The 15945-nt window shown below is 69.6% G+C and carries 15 protein-coding genes; all 15 read right to left on the bottom strand.

Annotated elements, in window-relative coordinates:
• Positions 1–14 precede the first annotated feature (14 nt).
• The 15 genes from ACQPXD_RS24560 to ACQPXD_RS24490 all read right to left on the bottom strand — a co-directional run bounded on the left by ACQPXD_RS24560 (position 15) and on the right by ACQPXD_RS24490 (position 15938).
• On the bottom strand, positions 15–863 hold the full coding sequence (locus tag ACQPXD_RS24560; protein WP_432842365.1) for an aldo/keto reductase: 849 nt from the start codon (positions 861–863) through the stop codon (positions 15–17).
• 64 nt (positions 864–927) lie between these two features.
• Positions 928–1626 (bottom strand): ABC transporter ATP-binding protein, encoded by a 699-nt coding sequence (locus ACQPXD_RS24555; protein ID WP_432842363.1) that lies wholly within the window; start codon positions 1624–1626, stop codon positions 928–930.
• A gap of 4 nt (positions 1627–1630) precedes the next feature.
• A complete protein-coding gene (locus ACQPXD_RS24550) occupies positions 1631–2407 on the bottom strand; it encodes an ABC transporter ATP-binding protein (protein WP_432842361.1) in 777 nt (258 codons plus the stop codon).
• Positions 2400–4433 (bottom strand): ABC transporter permease subunit, encoded by a 2034-nt coding sequence (locus ACQPXD_RS24545; RefSeq protein ID WP_432842359.1) that lies wholly within the window; start codon positions 4431–4433, stop codon positions 2400–2402. Before ACQPXD_RS24545 ends, ACQPXD_RS24550 begins: the two co-directional genes overlap by 8 nt.
• A gap of 106 nt (positions 4434–4539) precedes the next feature.
• Entirely contained in the window at positions 4540–5676 is a 1137-nt protein-coding gene (locus ACQPXD_RS24540; RefSeq protein ID WP_432842357.1) for an ABC transporter substrate-binding protein, read from the bottom strand.
• Positions 5677–6071: 395 nt separating this feature from the next.
• Positions 6072–6716 (bottom strand): PaaI family thioesterase, encoded by a 645-nt coding sequence (locus tag ACQPXD_RS24535; RefSeq protein WP_432842355.1) that lies wholly within the window; start codon positions 6714–6716, stop codon positions 6072–6074.
• Positions 6717–6730: 14 nt separating this feature from the next.
• The gene (locus tag ACQPXD_RS24530) at positions 6731–7801 is read right to left on the bottom strand and encodes a CaiB/BaiF CoA transferase family protein (RefSeq protein ID WP_432842353.1); all 1071 of its coding nucleotides are present in this window, start codon (positions 7799–7801) and stop codon (positions 6731–6733) included.
• Between the two features lie 86 nt (positions 7802–7887).
• Complete coding sequence (locus ACQPXD_RS24525) at positions 7888–9138, bottom strand: alpha-hydroxy acid oxidase (RefSeq protein ID WP_432842351.1); 1251 nt, start codon at positions 9136–9138, stop codon at positions 7888–7890.
• Between the two features lie 73 nt (positions 9139–9211).
• Entirely contained in the window at positions 9212–9976 is a 765-nt protein-coding gene (locus ACQPXD_RS24520; RefSeq protein ID WP_432842349.1) for a 3-hydroxyacyl-CoA dehydrogenase family protein, read from the bottom strand.
• A 49-nt stretch (positions 9977–10025) separates the two neighbouring features.
• Positions 10026–11018 (bottom strand): PDR/VanB family oxidoreductase, encoded by a 993-nt coding sequence (locus tag ACQPXD_RS24515; RefSeq protein ID WP_432842347.1) that lies wholly within the window; start codon positions 11016–11018, stop codon positions 10026–10028.
• A 4-nt stretch (positions 11019–11022) separates the two neighbouring features.
• A complete protein-coding gene (locus ACQPXD_RS24510) occupies positions 11023–11907 on the bottom strand; it encodes a 3-hydroxyacyl-CoA dehydrogenase family protein (protein ID WP_432842345.1) in 885 nt (294 codons plus the stop codon).
• Complete coding sequence (locus ACQPXD_RS24505) at positions 11907–13091, bottom strand: acetyl-CoA acetyltransferase (protein WP_432842343.1); 1185 nt, start codon at positions 13089–13091, stop codon at positions 11907–11909. The genes ACQPXD_RS24510 and ACQPXD_RS24505 overlap by 1 nt, the downstream gene beginning before the upstream one ends.
• Complete coding sequence (locus ACQPXD_RS24500; RefSeq protein WP_432842341.1) at positions 13088–14473, bottom strand: zinc ribbon domain-containing protein; 1386 nt, start codon at positions 14471–14473, stop codon at positions 13088–13090. Before ACQPXD_RS24500 ends, ACQPXD_RS24505 begins: the two co-directional genes overlap by 4 nt.
• Positions 14470–14682, bottom strand: a complete 213-nt coding sequence (locus ACQPXD_RS24495; RefSeq protein WP_432842339.1) for a ferredoxin — start codon at positions 14680–14682, stop codon at positions 14470–14472. Before ACQPXD_RS24495 ends, ACQPXD_RS24500 begins: the two co-directional genes overlap by 4 nt.
• Positions 14679–15938: a cytochrome P450 gene (locus ACQPXD_RS24490; protein ID WP_432842337.1), complete on the bottom strand. Its 1260-nt coding sequence runs from the start codon at positions 15936–15938 to the stop codon at positions 14679–14681. The genes ACQPXD_RS24495 and ACQPXD_RS24490 overlap by 4 nt, the downstream gene beginning before the upstream one ends.
• Between the last annotated feature and the right edge of the window lie 7 nt (positions 15939–15945).

The raw sequence follows: 15945 nt of genomic DNA, 5'->3' as shown, positions 1-15945 counted from the left end.
ACGGAATGCGGGGGTCAGATGTCGAACCGGGTGGTGCCGATCCACCTCGCGAACGCCGGGTCACGATGGTCGCGAGCGTCGCTACCGCCCGTGTCCAGGGTGGCGATGCGAGCCATCTCGTCGTCGGTGAGCTCGAAGTCGAACACGTCGATGTTCTCGGCCATCCGGTCGGGCCGCACCGACTTGGGGATGACCACCACGCCCCGCTGGAGCAGCCAGCGCAGCGCGATCTGCGCGACCGACCGGCCATGGGCCCGAGCGATCCCGGCCAGGAGCGGGTCGTCGAAGAACCCGCGGCCGCCCTGGGCAAGCGGGCCCCAGGACTCGTGCTGCACGCCGTACTCGCGCATCACGGCCGCGTCACCCGCGCGCTGGAAGAACACGTGCGTTTCGATCTGGTTGACCGCAGGGACGATCTCGTTGTGCAGGATGAGGTCGACGAGCCGATCGGGGAGGAAGTTGCTGACCCCGATCGCCCGCACCTGACCCGCGCGGTTGAGCTGCTCCATCGCCCGCCACGACCCGTAGTAGTCGCCGAAGGGCTGATGGATGAGGTACAGGTCGACGTAGTCCAGACCCAGCCGGCCCAGTGACCGGTCGAAAGCGGCCTTGGTGGCCGCTTCCCCGCCGTGCTGAACCCACACTTTCGTCGTGACGAACAGTTCGTCGCGGGCGATGCCGCCGGCGGCGACGGCCCGGCCGACGGCCTGTTCGTTGCGGTACACCGCGGCCGTGTCGATCAGGCGGTAGCCGGCTTCCAGGGCGTCCTCGACCGCGCGCTGAGCCTGGTCTTCCGGAATCCGGAACACGCCGAAGCCGACGGACGGCATGACGACCCCGTTGTTGAGCGTCACATGCTGCATGGTGTGATCCTTGTCAATGAGCCGGTGAGCCTGCCGGAGACGCCGGTCGTCCCCCGCTCCCGCATCACGCCGGTGTTCCGAAGTAGGCCGCCTCGATGCGGGCGCCGTTCTCGGCCAGTGCCGCGGCGTCACCGGCGAGCACCGTGCGGCCCTGGTTGAGGACGATCGCGCGGTCGGAGACCGACAGCGCGATCGCGACATGCTGCTCCACCAGGAGCACGGCGATCCCCTCCTCGCGCGCAAGGTCCCGGATGCCCGGCAGCATCTGCTGGACCACCGTCGGTGCGAGGCCGAGACTCATTTCGTCAACCATGAGCACCTTGGGATCCGCCAGGAGCGCCTTGCCGATCGCGAGCATCTGCTGCTCGCCGCCGGAGAGCAGACCCGCGCGGCGGTGCATCAGCCGCCGCAGCGCCGGGAACCGGGCGAGCACCATCTCGATCCGCGCTTTCGGCACCTTCCCCACGATGCGGAAGTGTTCCGCGACGGTGAGCTCCGCGAAGATGCCGCGGTCGTCGGGTACGAGCAGGACGCCCGCGCGGGCCAGCCGCGCGGTCCTGCGCGCCCCGACCTTCGCGCCGAGCGCACCGATGCTGCCGGCCATCGACGGCAGTAGCCCGACGAGGGTGAGCAGTGCCGTGGTCTTCCCGGCGCCGTTCGGGCCGAGGAGGGTGACGACCTCGCCCGAGTGCAAGGTCAGGTTGAAGTCGTGGAGCACCGCGACACCGTTGTAGCCGGACGTGACGCCACGCGCCTCGAGCATGACCTCAGCCACGGCTCTGCCCGCCGGCCGATCCGAGGTATGCGGCGATGACCCCGGGGTCGTCGCGGACTTCCGCCGGCGAGCCGGCGAAGATCAGGCGGCCGAACTCGAGCACGTAGATCATGTCGCACACCTTCAGGACGAGTTCCATGTCGTGGTCGATCAGCAGAGCGCCCGGGCCGGCGTCGACGATCGCCCGGACCCGCTCGGCGAAGGCGAGGCTCTCGCTCGAGTCGAGGCCGGCGGCCGGTTCGTCGAGCAGCAGAGTCCGGGCCGCGCCGGCCAGCGCGCGGGCGACGCCCACCAGCTTCTGCTGTCCCAGGGTGAGTGATCCGGCCTGGGCCCCGGCCAGGTGCGCGAGACCGACCCTGGCGAGCAGCTCGTCGACCACGGCGTCGTGGTGAGCGCGCCGGCCGACCAGGTCGCGCCACACCGTGCCGAGCACGGGCGGCTTGACGCAGACGAGCACGTTCTGCGCCACGGTCATGCCGTTGAAGAGCTCGCCCGACTGCCAGGTGCGCGCCAATCCCGCCCGTCGCCGCGCGTGCGGCCTGAGCCCGTCGATCCGGACGCCGTCGAGCGTTATCTCGCCGGTGGCCCGGGCGAACCCGGTGATGGCGTCGATGAAGCTCGTCTTGCCGGCGCCGTTCGGGCCGATGAGCCCCACGATGGTGCCCGGCCGGACGTCGATGTCGACCTCGCTGACCGCGGCGACGCCGCCATAGCGGACCGTGACGCCGCGAGCGCTCAACCCGCCGTGCGCGGGGCCGGGCTCAGCCATCGGTGCCGCTCTTCGGGAGGGCCGCCAGCGGCGCGAGCGGGTGGTGCGACCGGCTGCCGTCCGGCGACCGCGCCTGCCCGGTCCGCGTGCGACGCCGGAGGTACTCGAGCTGCGCCGGAAGGGCGTCGGCGATACCCGAGGGGTTCAGCACGGCGGTGAGTATGAGCAGCAGACCGGCGATGAGTGAGTAGTAGTCGCCGACGCTCCAGAAGTGCTGGATGATCGTGTACACGATGCCCAGCGGCGCGCTGGCGCCGGCGATCAGAGCGCCGTGCCAGCTGGTGATGCCGCCCACGTACGCGACCGCCAGGATGGACAGGCCCGCGAAGAGGTCGTACGAGCCGCCTGAGATGAGCCCGGTGGCGTAGCCCAGCAGGCAGCCCGCGACACCGGCGAAGAAGGCGGAGAGCGCGAAGCCCACGAGCTTGACGAGCCGGACGTCGATACCGGCCGACGCCGCGGCGCGCTCGTTCGCGCGCACGGCGAGGAACGCACGGCCGAGGTCACCGGAGGCGATCCGCACGAAGACGACGACCATCAGCGCCACGACCACGAGCACCATCAGCGAGAAGGAGAGGCGGCTGACGTCGAAACCCACTTGGCGGGGCAGGCTGAGCCCGAACAGGTCGGCCGGACTCACCAGCAGGCCCTGCGGCGGCGTGAACGCGTTGTTGGTGAAGACGAACCGGGCGATCGCCAAGGCTGCCGCCAGGGTGGCGATCGCCAGCTGGACTCCGCGGATCCGCAGTGCCGGGATGGCGACCAGCACGCTGAGCGCGGTGGCTCCCAAGGCACAGACCAGGATGGTGAGGAAGAACGGTGTGTGGCTGCCGAGGTGCAGCTTCGACAGCAGTAAGCCGGCGGTGCCGGCAAACGCGAGCTGCGCCAGCGACAGCTGCCCGAGGTAGCCGGTGATCACGACGAAGGAGAGGGCCATGAGCCCGAAGATCAAGGACATCGTGATCCCGAAACGCCACTGTCCGCCGGTGAAGACGATGACCAGCGCGATGACGGCGAAGGTGACGACTCCCCCGACCGGACGCGACGACGGCACCTTCACGTCGGGCAGGCGCATCGTCTGCAGCGATCCGCGGGCCGGCAGCCGGTTGCCGTGAACCAGGAGAGCGACGATCACGATCACGAGCGGCAGGAGCTGGTCGAGTCCGGCCTTGCCCCACGACGGCCACCACGGGTCGCTGGTCCAGTTCACGAGCAGTTGTTGCACGAACCCCAGACCGAACCCGGCGACGGTGGCCACGGGCAACGAGGTCATTCTCGCGACCAGCATGACCGCGAGCGCCTGCACGACGTACAGGGAATAGACGGTCGAGCTCAGCCCGAGGATCGGGCTGACGAGGATGACGCCGAGGGTGCCGAGGAGCGAGGAGATCACCATGGCCACGAGGGCGAGCCGGTTCGGGGCGTAGCCCATCAGCATCGCCGCCCTCTCGTTGCCCGAGGCCGCACGGGTCGCGATGCCGATCCGGGTGAATCTGAGGTACGCCCAGAGCAGTGCCGACAGCGCCACGACCACCGCGGCGACGGTGACATTCGAGACGGTCACCACCTTGCCGAAGATCGTCACTGTCTTCGAGTGCACCACCGCGATCCGGCCGAAGGTGAAGCCGTTGATCGGTGCGGCGCCGAACCGGATGTTCACCAGGGCCGTGAGCGAGAGCATCACGGCGATCGAGACGACCACCTGGGCGAGCACCGGCGCGTTGCGCACCGGGCGGAACGCGAGGTAGAAGATCAGGACGGCCATGAGGACCGCCGACAGCAGGGCCGCGGCCAGTCCGGCGGTGAGGTTCTGCGGCGAGCCGAAGTCGATCGAGGCGATCGGCAGGACGAGCCGGCCGTCGGTCCTCATGGTGAAGTACACGTAGCCGCCCCACATCGCGGTGGCGCCCATGGCGAAGTTGATGATGCCGGTGGCACGGAAGACGAGGATGAGCCCGTTGGCCAGGGCCGCGTAGATGGCGCCCGCGCCGAGGCTGAAGATGAGGATCTGCAGGTATGTGCTCACTGGTCCGCCTTGCTGGCAGGGGTTCGGGAGGAGGGCGCGGCCGATGACGCGCCGGGGTGGCCACCCGTTACCCCGGATCGGGTTGGCCACCCCGGACGCGAGCCGGCTAGCTCCCGAAGAGGGTCTTCAGATCGAGCGGCGCGAAGCCGTCGGAAACGCCCGGCTTGAAGGAGCCGTCGGACTGGACGGTGAAGTAGATTCCCTCGTTGGTGCAGGCCGTTGGGTACCGAGGGAAGATGGTGCCGTTGCAGGTGAGCGTCGGCCCGAGGAACGACGGCATGTTCGCGGTGGCCTCGATGGCCGCCACGATGTTGGCCGACGTGACATCGGTGACCTTCTGCGCGTTGAGGATCTGCACCAGGTTGACCAGCGACGCGAAGGCGTAGATCGACTTGTCGGAGTCCATCCCCTTGTGCCCGGACTGCGTGAGCGCATTCTCGAAGTCGGCCAGCTGCTGCTTCGTTGTCGCCGGTGCCCACTGCTCTGCCGCGGGCAGCCAGGTCCGCGGCGCGATCGTGACGCCCTTGTACTGCTCACCCGGCAGGTCGTGCACGAACTTGCTGGCCGACGAGCCGAACAGGGGCTTCGTCCACCCCTGCGTCCGCAGGGAGGAGATGAGCGAGGTGACCTGGTCCTCGGTCAGCCCTACGTTGCCGATGAGGTCGGGGCTTGCCTTCTGCAGGGTCGTCGCGACGCTGTCGAAGCTCGTCGTGGCGGGGTCGATGTAGGTGACGTCGATCGTGATGCCGATCCGCTTCGCCATGGGGTTGACCGCTTTGTCGAAGTAGGTGTGCACGGCGGTCAGGTCCGGGCCGACGAAGCCGGCCCGCTTCACGTTGTCCGCCTGCATGATCGGCATGAGATCGGCGACGCTGATGACCAGCGGGCCCGTCCAGAAGAAGCCACCCGCTTCGGTTTCGATCGCCGGGTCGCCGGCGAGCTCGCCGACGTAGGGGATCTTCGCCGCGCGCAGCGCCGGCACGGCCGCGGCGATGCCGTGGTCATAGGTGTCGAGCACGACGGGATCGTGGTTCGACACGAACTGGTTGCCGCAAGCGACTGCCGTCGCCGGCGTCAGGTCGTCCTGGCATAAGTCGATCTTCACCGGATGGCCGCCGATGCCGCCCAGCTCGTTGTTGACGTACCACACGGCGGCGTCGAGGCCGGCTTTCGGGTCGGGCAGACCGGACGAGCCGATGGACTGGGTCATCGCGCCGATGGTGACCGGGACCCCGGTCGCCACGTTCGTGCCTGGAGTGCCTCCACTCGCGGTGTCGCCACCGCCTGAGCCACAGCCGGCCAGGACCAGCGCAAGACTGACCACGCCGAAAGTCGCTTGTTTGTTTCTTCTCACGGTTTCTCCCGGTCGTCCGGAGTCAGCCCACGAACCGAGGTTTGCGCGGCCGACACACTCCGCTTGTGATGTGCACCACGGGTGGCAAACGTATGTTGGCGCGGCCCACAAGTCAACCACCGTTAAGTCCTCGTTTCGGACTTGCCATCATGGCGACCACTTCGATCGGGAGTTCGAACTATGATAAATCGCCTACTTACCGGCGCATTGCGACCGAGGAGTCTCGCCTAGGAGGCGGACAACGCATCCATGAGTCAACTATGATTAAGTCAAGACCACGGCAATCACGGTTGGCCCGCCGTGAGTTCGACCCAGAGGCATTCGGCCTCGGCACACACGACGTCTCCGTGCCGGAGCACGCCGGAGAAGTACCGCTTGCGACCTTCGTGACGTTCGAGGCGTCCCACCAGGGTCAACTCGGTGGCGACCGGCGTCACCGATCGGTAGTCCGTGCGCAGATACGCCGTCCGGCCCGCCGTGTCGCTGGCGAAGCCCATGCGTCCGAACAGCTCGTCGAAGAGCAGGGCGATCGCGCCGCCGTGGGTGACCGCGTTCTTCCCGACGTAGAACTGGCCGAACACGACCTTGCCCTCGGCCGACGTCGGCGTGAGGACCTCCTCGTCGACCACCGGGACCAGCCCCTGGGCCCGGCCCCTCCGGTCGAGCCAGCGCCCCCACAGACGCTCACCATCCGGCACCTGCAGCTCACGCAGAACGCCGGCCCACGAGCGCAGCTCGCTCTCGAGCCGCCGAGCCGCCGGGCCGGTAGGTGCGGCACCGGCGACGGCGTCGACGAACGTCCGGAAGGCGTCGATCATGTCGCTGTACGCATCGCCCAGGTCCGCCGGGCCCGGCGGCCGCGTCAAGGCCATGGAGGCGGCGATGCCGTCGATGCCGGTCGCCGAGGCGACATTGTCGCGGCTGGTCACAGCGACGCGGCCCGTCAGGCCGTCAGCCAGTCGGCGGACTCGACCCGGCGAGGGGCCGTGGGCTCCGCCGTTACGGTGCGCGAGAAACGCGGGGCCGCACGCGGCTGGTCCACGCCGTCGATCGTTGTGAAGACGGCCCGGTCACGCATGTGCTGGTTGTCGAGCGCCTCGCCGTAGGTGAGCACCGGCGTGACGCACGCGTCGGTCCCCATGAAGATCTCCGCCCACGCCGCCATCGGTTTCGATCGGAACGCCCCCGCGATCGCGGCGCGCAGGTCGTCCGCCCGGTCGGCGTCGTACTGCGCCGGCAGCGCCGCGGCATCCAGGTCGAGCCCCTGCATCATCACGGCGAAGAACTGAGGCTCGAGACACCCGACGGCCACGAATCGCCCGTCAGCGCACTCGTAGGTGTCGTAATAGGGGCGCGAACCGTCGAGCAGATTGGTGCCGCGGTGGTCGGCCCACTGCCCGGCGCCCCGCAGCGACCACATCATCTGCGCGAGCACACTCGCCCCGTCACACATCGCCGCGTCGACGACCTGCCCGCGGCCGGATCGGCCACGCTCGAACAGCGCCGAGAGGATTCCCGTGACGAGGAACATCGCGCCCCCGCCGTAGTCGCCGATCATGTTCAGCGGCGGCACGGGCCGCTCACCCGGGCGCCCGATGTTCTCCAGAATCCCGGTGACGGAGATGTAGTTGATGTCGTGCCCGGCCATGGAGGACATCGCACCCTCCTGCCCCCACCCGGTCATTCGCCCGTAGACGAGGCGTGGATTGCGCTGCAGGCAGACATCCGGGCCGATCCCGAGCCGTTCGGTCACCCCCGGGCGGTAGCCCTCGACCAGGACGTCCGCCCGATCGGCCAGGTCGATGACCCGCGCGAGGTCACGCCGATCCTTGAGGTCGGCGGTGACGATCCGCCGGCTCCGAAGCGTGTGGTCGACGGCGCCATGCGCATCGCCGACACGTTCGACCCGAATCACGTCGGCGCCCAGGTCCGCGAGGATCATGCAGGCCAGTGGTCCGGGACCGATGCCCGCCAGCTCGAGCACGCGCATTCCCGCGAGGGGTCCGTTGCTCATCCGCGTTTCTCCGTTTCACGTGTACTGCTTGACCATCGTCCGCCGGCGGCGACGAGAGCTGTCCGGCCGATGCGCGGTGCGCGCCGTCATCGGCCGGGGCCCGCGCCCGTGCCGCGGTTGAGTTGCGTGACGTGCCCGGAGTTCAGCTCAGCGACCGATCTGACGCCGAGCAGCCGCATCGTGCGTTCGACCTGCGCGGTCAGGATTCCGATCGCGCGATCGACGCCGCGCCGCCCGCCGGCCATCAGTCCGTAGAGATATGCCCGGCCGATCAGCGTGAAGTCCGCGCCCATCGCGAGCGCCGCCACCACGTCCTGCCCCGACATGATGCCGGTGTCGAGATGGACCTCCACGTCGTTGCCCACCGCGCGGCGCACGTCGGGCAGCAGGTGGAACGGCACCGGTGCCCGGTCGAGCTGACGTCCGCCGTGGTTCGACAGCAGGATTGCGTCGACGCCCATCGACGCGAGCCGCTCGGCGTCGGCGACGTTCTGTACGCCCTTGACGACAAGCTTGCCGGGCCACTGGTCCTTGATCCACGCGAGGTCGTGGAAGTCGACCGTGGGGTCGAACATCGAGTCCAGTAGCTCGGCCACCGTGCCCGACCACGAGTCGAGCGAGGCAAAAGCCAGCGGCTCGGTGGTGAGGAAGTCGAACCACCATCCAGGGCGGGGGATCGCGTTCAGCACCGTGCGCAGTGTCAGCGTCGGCGGGATCGTCATGCCGTTGCGGACGTCCCGCAGCCGCGCGCCGGCGACCGGCACGTCGACCGTCACCAGCAGCGTGTCGAATCCGGCCTTCGCGGCGCGGTCCACCAGCGCCATCGAGCGGTCGCGGTCCTTCCACATGTACAACTGAAACCAGTTGCGGCCGGCCGGTGCGGCCGCCGCGACGTCCTCGATCGACGTCGTGCCCATCGTCGACAGCGTGAACGGGACACCCGCCGCGGCAGCCGCGGTCGCGCCCGCCAGCTCACCGTCGGTCCGCATCATGCGCGTGAAGCCCGTCGGGGCGATGCCGAACGGCAGCGCCGAGCGCCGGCCGAGCACCTCGACCGAGGTGTCGACGACCGAGACGTCGCGCAGGATCGACGGGTGGAACGTGATGTCCTCGAATGCCTGGCGGGCGCGGGCCAGTGACAACTCGTCGTCGGCCGCCCCGTCGGCGTAGTCGAACGGCGCCTTCGGCGTCCGCCGCTTCGCGACAGCACGCAGATCGCTGATCGTCAGCGCCTGCTCGAGGCGGCGCCGCGTCGGGCTGAGGACGGGTCGCTTGAATCTCAGCAGCGGCCTGAAGTCATGCGGGCGCGGGAAGCGACGACGCGCGGAAGTGGCCACGCTGGTCCTCTCGAAGTGGCACGGGTGGGATGTATCGGATCTTCGCGCGGGAGTTCGACGCGAGCCTCGGCGTCTAGCCCCGCACCGTGTGCTCGTAGAAGCCCTTGCCGCTCGCGCTCCCCGTTTCCCCGCGCGCCACCATCGCCGCGAGCAGCGGCGCGGCGGCGAAGCGGTCGTCCTCGTAATAGGCGGCCATCGACGCCGCCGCGGCGGCCGCGTTGTCGAGGCCGACGAGGTCGAGCGTCTCCAGCGGGCCCGTCGGGTGTCGATACATTCCCCGGGCGACCCGATCGACATCCTGAACGGTCGCCACGCCCTCGTCGACGAGTCGGATCGCCTCCATGAACATCGCCATGCGCAACCTGTTGGAGATGAAGCCCGGGACGTCCTTGCGGACCACGACGAACTGCCGGCCGCACGCCCGGACGAATTCCTTGACGGCCTCGATCACGGCCGGCGCGCTCTGCCCGGCCGGGACGATCTCCACCAGCGACGTCGACAGCGGGGCGTTCGACCAGTGGATCCCTACGACGCGGTCCCGGTGCACGCAGCGCTGCGCCACCCGGGAGACCTGGTACTGACCGGTGCCGGTGGCGAGCACGACGTCGGGCGGGCACAGGGTGTCGAGCCGTTGGAGCAGCGACTGCTTGGCGTCGAGATCCTCCGTGATCGCCTCGATGACAAGATCGGCGCGCTCGGTCGCCGCCTCGAGATCGGCGCCGGACTCGTCGGTCGCGTCCACGAGGGCGGTGTCGAGGCCGGCCTGCGCGCACAGGTGCGCGATGCCGGCTCCCCCGGCGCCCGCCCCGACGACGAGCACTCGCTTCACGTTTCGCATGTATCGTTCCCTTCCGGCCACGAACCCGGCCCCGCCACTCGCCGGCCGTTCACAGATCGAGCACCAGTCGCGGAGTGCGCGAGCGAGAGACGCAGATCATCATGCAGTCGTTCGCCGCCTGCTCGTCATCGTCGAGCACCGAGTCGCGATGCTCGGGTATGCCGGCCAGCACGGCTGTCTCGCAGGTGCCGCACGTGCCTTCCTGGCACGATGACAGCATCGGGACACCCGCCCGGGCAACGGCCTCGAGGATCGAGGTGCCCGGCTCGACGACGACGGACGTTCCGGTCCGCGCGAGCTCGACCTCGAACGGCTCCTCCAGGACAGGTGTCTCGACGTCGCGAGGCGTGAACCGCTCGACGTGCAGCGAGCCGCGGGGCCAGGTCTCGCATCGGCGCTCGACCGCGTCGAGGAGCCCGGCCGGACCGCAGCAGTAGACGAGGGCCGCCGGTGCGGGGTCGGCGAGCCACTCGTCGAGCGGCGGTCGCCCCTGTTCGTCCTCCGCAACGACCCGGACCCGGTCGCCGTACCTCAGGAGCTCGTCAAGGAACGCCATCGAATCGCGGCTGCGGCCGCCGTACAGCAGCGTCCACGGCGTGTCGTGGGTCTCCGCCTCACGGATCATGGCAAGGATCGGCGTGATGCCGATGCCGCCCGCCACGAAGCGGTACGCGTCGGCGGGGACCAGGGGAAAGTTGTTGCGCGGACCTCGGACGTGCACCGGTTCGCCCTCCGTCACCGCGTGCAGGTAGGACGAGCCGCCCCGGCTCCGCGCCTCCAGCAGGACGGCGATGGTGAGCCGCGAGGTGTCCTCGACCGGCCCGCACAGCGAATACTGGCGGATCGGGCCGCCAGGGACCTCGACGTCGATGTGGTCACCGGCGCGCCATGGCCACCGCGTGCCGTCGGGCAAGGCGAGCGTCAGCGAGACGACATCCCTGGCGAGCATCGTGCGCGAGACCACCGTCGCGACGGCCTCTCGGGGCCGCGGCTGGTCCGCGGCGCGGGTCTGCATCGGCATCGTGTTCTCGCGTGTTCCCATGTCGTCACTCCTCGTAGAAGCCGGAGCCCGTCTTGCGTCCGTAGTGGCCTTGCGACACGAGCTTGGCGAGGATCGGCGGTGGATAGAAGCGGCCGCCGCCGTAGCGGGCGTTCATCGTGGTGAAGCCCTTGAGCGCGGTGTCAAGGCCCACGAAGTCCAAGAGTTCCAACGGCCCCATCCGGTGACCGAGCATCAGCCTGGCGACCGCGTCGACCTCGGCAGGGTCGGCGACGCCTTCGTCCACCAGACGCATGGCCTCGGTGAACAGCGCACCGCTGAACCGGTTCGCGATGAAGCCGGGCACGTCCTTCTCGCAGGTCACCACCTCCTTGCCGCAGCTGCGCACGAATGCCTGCGCAGCGGCCACCGCGGCGGGATCGGAGGCCTCGCCTCTGATGATCTCCACCAGCGGCATCACCGGGGGCGGGTTCGACCAGTGCATACCGGCGACACGCTCGGGCGCCGTGCAGGCCGCTGCCACGCTGCCGATCGGGAACTGCGAGGTGTTGGTCGCCAGGAGCACCGAGTCGCCCGTCCACTCCGCGAGGTCGCGAAAGAGCGCCTGCTTGGCGTCGAGGTCCTCCGAGATCGCCTCGATGACCAGGTCGCACCGCTCGGCCGCGGTCCGGACGACCGTGGACCAGGCAATACGGCCCGCCACCTGCGCCGGGTGATCGCCGGTGTAGTCGGGACGGCGGGCAAAGCGCTCGAGACTCTCGCGAACCCGCGCCTTCCCGCCCTCGAGGAACGCCTCGGCCCGGTCGACAACCTCCACGTCGTAGCCGGCCATGGCCGCCGCCTGTGCGATGCCCGAGCCCATCAGCCCGGCGCCGACGACGAGCACCCCGGTGCGGCCCGGAACCGGTTCGGGAATGGGCATCGAGGCCATCAGCCGAGTTCCTTGCCGAAGATCCCGATGAACGAGATGAACTCGCCGGGCATGCCGCCCATGTTGTGCGAGAGCGCAAGCCGCGGATCCGCGAGCTGCCGGGCACCGGCTTCGCCGCGAAGCTGCAGCCACAGCTCGAAGATCATGCGCAGGCCGCTGGCGCCGACCGGGTGGCCGAACGACTTCAGGCCGCCGTCGGGGTTCACCGCGAGAACGCCGTCGAGGTCGAAATCGCCGTTGATGACGTCCTGCCAGGCCTGGCCCCGGCCGGAGAACCCGAGGTCCTCCATCAGGATCATCTCGGTCGGCGTGAAACAGTCGTGCACCTCCGCCATGGAGAGCTGGCGGCGCGGGTCGGTGATGCCCGCTTCGGCGTAGGCCCGCGCGGCGCAGGCGACGACCTCGGGGAACGAGGCGTGCTGCTCGCCGGCGGTAGCGGCGCCGTTGCTCATGCCGGCATGGAGCGCCATGCCCTTGAGATAGATGGGCTTGTCGGTGTACTTCAGCGCGTCCTCGGCCCGCACGATGATCGCGGCGGCTGCCCCGTCCGCGACCCCTGAGCAGTCGAAGACGCTGAGGTCACCCGCGACCTTGGGAGCCTGCTCGATCCTCTCCTTCGGTACGATCGACGAGTACTGCGCACGCTCCGGATTCTTCGCGCCGTTGGCGTGGTTGCGCCATGCGATGTGTGTCAGCGCCTGCCGGACGTCGCCGGGTGCGACGCCGTAGGCGCGGCTGTAGGCCGACGGCAGCAACGCGTATGTCGCGGGCGGGCTGACCTCGCTCGCCGTGTTGTTGCCGGGGGGTTCGTGCACGGTGAGCCCGGAGTAGCCGCTGTCCTTGAGCTTCTCCACTCCGACGGCCATCGCCACGTCGTACACCCCGGCGGCCACGGCGAACGCCGCGTTGCGGAACGCGTCCGACCCACTCGCACAGAAGTTTTCGACGTGCGTGACCGGCCGCTCGACCTTGAGCGCCTTGGCGAGCGGGAGCCCCGCGTGGCCGGACGCCAGCGTCGAGTACCAGTAGGCGTCGATGTCGTCCTTCGTCAGCCCCGGGACCGAGGCGATGGCGTCATGCGCGGCCTCGATCACCAGGTCGTCGGCCGACGTGTCCCACAGCTCTCCGAACTTCGTGCAGCCCATCCCCACGATGGCGATACGGTCGCGCAGGCTCCGGGTCACGTCGAGCTCCTGTTCTTGGGGCGGGCCTTCCAGAAGTAGTTGGGCACGCCGTCGACCGCGTAGGTGCGACGGAACGTCATCTCGACCTCGGCGTCGTCGGCGATGTCCTCGGGTGCCGCGTCGGTGAGCTCGAGCAGCAGCCGGCCGGTGGTGCCGAAGTCGACCAGAGCGGCGACGGAGGGCGGGTTCGGGCTGTCCGAGAGGCCGTCGGTCGAGTGAGCGACGATCGTCCCGGTCAGGTCGGCCACCGGGAACGGCTGGAGCTGGTCGACCGCACCGCACCGGCAGACTCGTTCCGGCGGGAGGTAGACCTTGCCGCAGTTGCGGCACCGCGACCCCACGAGCCCGAACTTCCAGGCGCTGTCGCGGAAGGCCGGCGGGGGCGCGACCGGTGGACGCGCCGGCCGGCGCGCCGGCTCACGACCGATTTCGCCGCGCCAGGTGAGGTACTGGTGGTAGCCGACGTCCTTTCCTGGCCCGTCACGTCCGGCGCCGGTCGCGAACGGCCCGTCCTTGAGCGCCCTGAGCAGCACGGCGTCGGCCCCACCACCCGCCGAGACCGCCAGGATGGTGTCGCCTGCCGCGGCGGCGTCGAGTGCGGCCGCGAGCAACAGGCCGATGTCGGCGGCTCCGCAGAAACCGGTCGTCTGGCGATGGGCCTCCTGGGCCGCCGCGACCCGCTCCGATCCGGTCGCGGCCGCCAGCGCGCCGGCCAGCCGGCGGTTGAGCGTGGAGACGACGGACGTGGTGGCGGCGCCGGTGTAGCCGGTGACCTTGCCCAGCTCGGTCACCAGCTCCCGGACCGCCTTGCCGAGCACGTGCTGGACGAAGCGGTCCTCACCGACGAGCGCGTAGCTGGCACCCGGCGCCCGCCATACATCCATGACCTCCATCGGTACCGAGGCCGAGCCCAGCACCTCGGCCACCGCGTCGTCTGCGTCGCCGAAGAGGAACGCCGCGGCGCCGTCGCCGCCGTCGAGCTCCTCGGCCGACCCCGGCCGGCCGGTCCGCAGGTCGGCCATCGCGGCGACGCCACCGGTCTGCGAGGCCGCCTTGAGGGCGCCGAAACCGGACCGCAGACCGGTGAGATCGAGGACGAAGGCGCGGTCGTGCATACCGCTTGCCGCGTGGACGGTCAGCGAGCAGGACTTGTCGAGGAGGGGGGATTTCGTCGTACCGAAGTAGAGATGGTCGGCGACCGTGACACCGCCGCCGAGGCGCCGGGTGGCCGCCACGGCCATGGTGACCGCGTCCTCGTCGTAGCCGGCGACGGTGCGCCCGCCGGAGACAGGGGCCGCATCGGCCAGGGCAGCGTTGATCGCGCTCCGGGCGAGCCGGTAGTGCGGACGGTACGTCGCGTAGGCGAGCAGCTTCTTGGTCACTCGGTCCCTCCTGCGAACGAGATCGCAGACACCGGACAGCTGTCCAGCGCCTCCTCGAGCTCGTCGGGCGTCCCGCCGGCCGAAGCCTGGACGCGAGCCTTGCCGTCGACCGGATCGATCTCGAAGGCGGCGGCGGCCAGGTTCACGCACCAGCCGGAGCCGACGCACACGTCGCGGTCGACGATGACGCGCCTTCGCTGCGCGGTCATGCGCGATCGCCCGCCCGGCGCACCGGAAGCCGCTCGAGGCCGCTGAGCAGCAGCACCCGGTGCCACGGCAGCTCCTCCGCGGGCACCGCGAGCTCCGGCCTCGGCACGCGGGTGACCAGCTCCGCCAGGCTGCTGGTGAGCTCCAGGCGGGCCAGCGCCGAGCCGAGGCAGAAGTGGATACCCTGGGCGAACGCGAGATGCTGGTTGTCCTCGCGATCGATGACGAAATCGTTGGGCCGATCGAAACGCCTCGGGTCACGGTTGGCCGCGGCGAGCACGAGGTAGACCCGGTCCCCGTCCTTGATCGACGCGCCTTCGAACTCGATGTCACCCCGCGCCCGCCGCACGGTTGTCTTGGCCGGGCCCATCAGGCGCAGACATTCCTCGACCGCGCTGGTCCGCAGGCTCGGTTCGCTCGCCAGGCGCTCCCAGCCGTCCTCGGACCGCAGGAGCAGGTAGATGGCGTTGCACATCGCGTTCTGGACCGTCTTGTAGCCGGCGTCGATCAGCGTGATGCACGTGGCGATCAGCTCGGTGTCCGACAGTGCGTCGCCGTCATCGCTGGCCTGGACCAGCACGGACAGGATGTCGTCCACCGGTTTGGCACGGTACTGCTCGATCGATCCGCGGAAATAGGTTTCCAGCCCCTCCACGGCGGCCCGCACTCGCTCGTCGCGACCGGGCCCGGCCGGTGCCCCGTTGATGAACATCCCCAGTTCCTCGGTCCAGGTCTTGAGGTTGTCGCCGTCTTCGGGGGAGAACCCGAACATCTCCGAGAAGATCGCCGGCGGGATGATCTCGCAAAACTCTGCGACCAGGTCGACCACCTCACCCGCCTCGAGGCGAGCCTTGACCGCGGCGGCCTGCCGGGCGGCGGTCTGCTGGATCTTGCCTTGCAGCGCTTGCACGGCGCGCGGCGTGAACGCCTTGTGCATCAGTTTCCGCAGCCGCGTGTGGTCGGGCGGGTCCAGGAAGACCAGCCACTTGGCGAGGATCTCGAACACGCGGCCGAAGCGCTCGGATTCCGCCTCGCTGAGCTGGTTCTTCAGGTACGGCGTGATGCGGTCGGCACCCATCTGCTCGTGCCGGAACGCCGCCGAGACGTCGTCATACCTGCTGATCAGCCAGGCGTGGTGCCGCTCACTCCACAGCACGGGCGCGGATTCGAGCAGATCCGCGTAGAAGGCGAACGGCGAGAACGCCATCTCGGGGCTGGTGAGGTTCGTGCGCGCGAGCTCGTCGAGAGTCTGGGTCATGTCGGCA

Origin of the sequence: Dactylosporangium sp. CA-092794, assembly GCF_050948465.1 — a bacterium.
Lineage (GTDB): Bacteria > Actinomycetota > Actinomycetes > Mycobacteriales > Micromonosporaceae > Dactylosporangium.
This window is presented reverse-complemented; position numbering and strand designations above follow the sequence as displayed.

Bases quoted from the DNA above. Each gene is read 5' to 3' on its own strand.
- ACQPXD_RS24560 (WP_432842365.1), bottom strand. From the start codon at position 863: ATGCAGCATGTGACGCTCAACAACGGGGTCGTCATGCCGTCCGTCGGC.
- ACQPXD_RS24555 (WP_432842363.1), bottom strand. From the start codon at position 1,626: ATGCTCGAGGCGCGTGGCGTCACGTCCGGCTACAACGGTGTCGCGGTG.
- ACQPXD_RS24550 (WP_432842361.1), bottom strand. From the start codon at position 2,407: ATGGCTGAGCCCGGCCCCGCGCACGGCGGGTTGAGCGCTCGCGGCGTC.
- ACQPXD_RS24530 (WP_432842353.1), bottom strand. From the start codon at position 7,801: ATGAGCAACGGACCCCTCGCGGGAATGCGCGTGCTCGAGCTGGCGGGC.
- ACQPXD_RS24520 (WP_432842349.1), bottom strand. From the start codon at position 9,976: ATGCGAAACGTGAAGCGAGTGCTCGTCGTCGGGGCGGGCGCCGGGGGA.
- ACQPXD_RS24515 (WP_432842347.1), bottom strand. From the start codon at position 11,018: ATGGGAACACGCGAGAACACGATGCCGATGCAGACCCGCGCCGCGGAC.
- ACQPXD_RS24510 (WP_432842345.1), bottom strand. From the start codon at position 11,907: ATGGCCTCGATGCCCATTCCCGAACCGGTTCCGGGCCGCACCGGGGTG.
- ACQPXD_RS24495 (WP_432842339.1), bottom strand. From the start codon at position 14,682: ATGACCGCGCAGCGAAGGCGCGTCATCGTCGACCGCGACGTGTGCGTC.
- ACQPXD_RS24490 (WP_432842337.1), bottom strand. From the start codon at position 15,938: ATGACCCAGACTCTCGACGAGCTCGCGCGCACGAACCTCACCAGCCCC.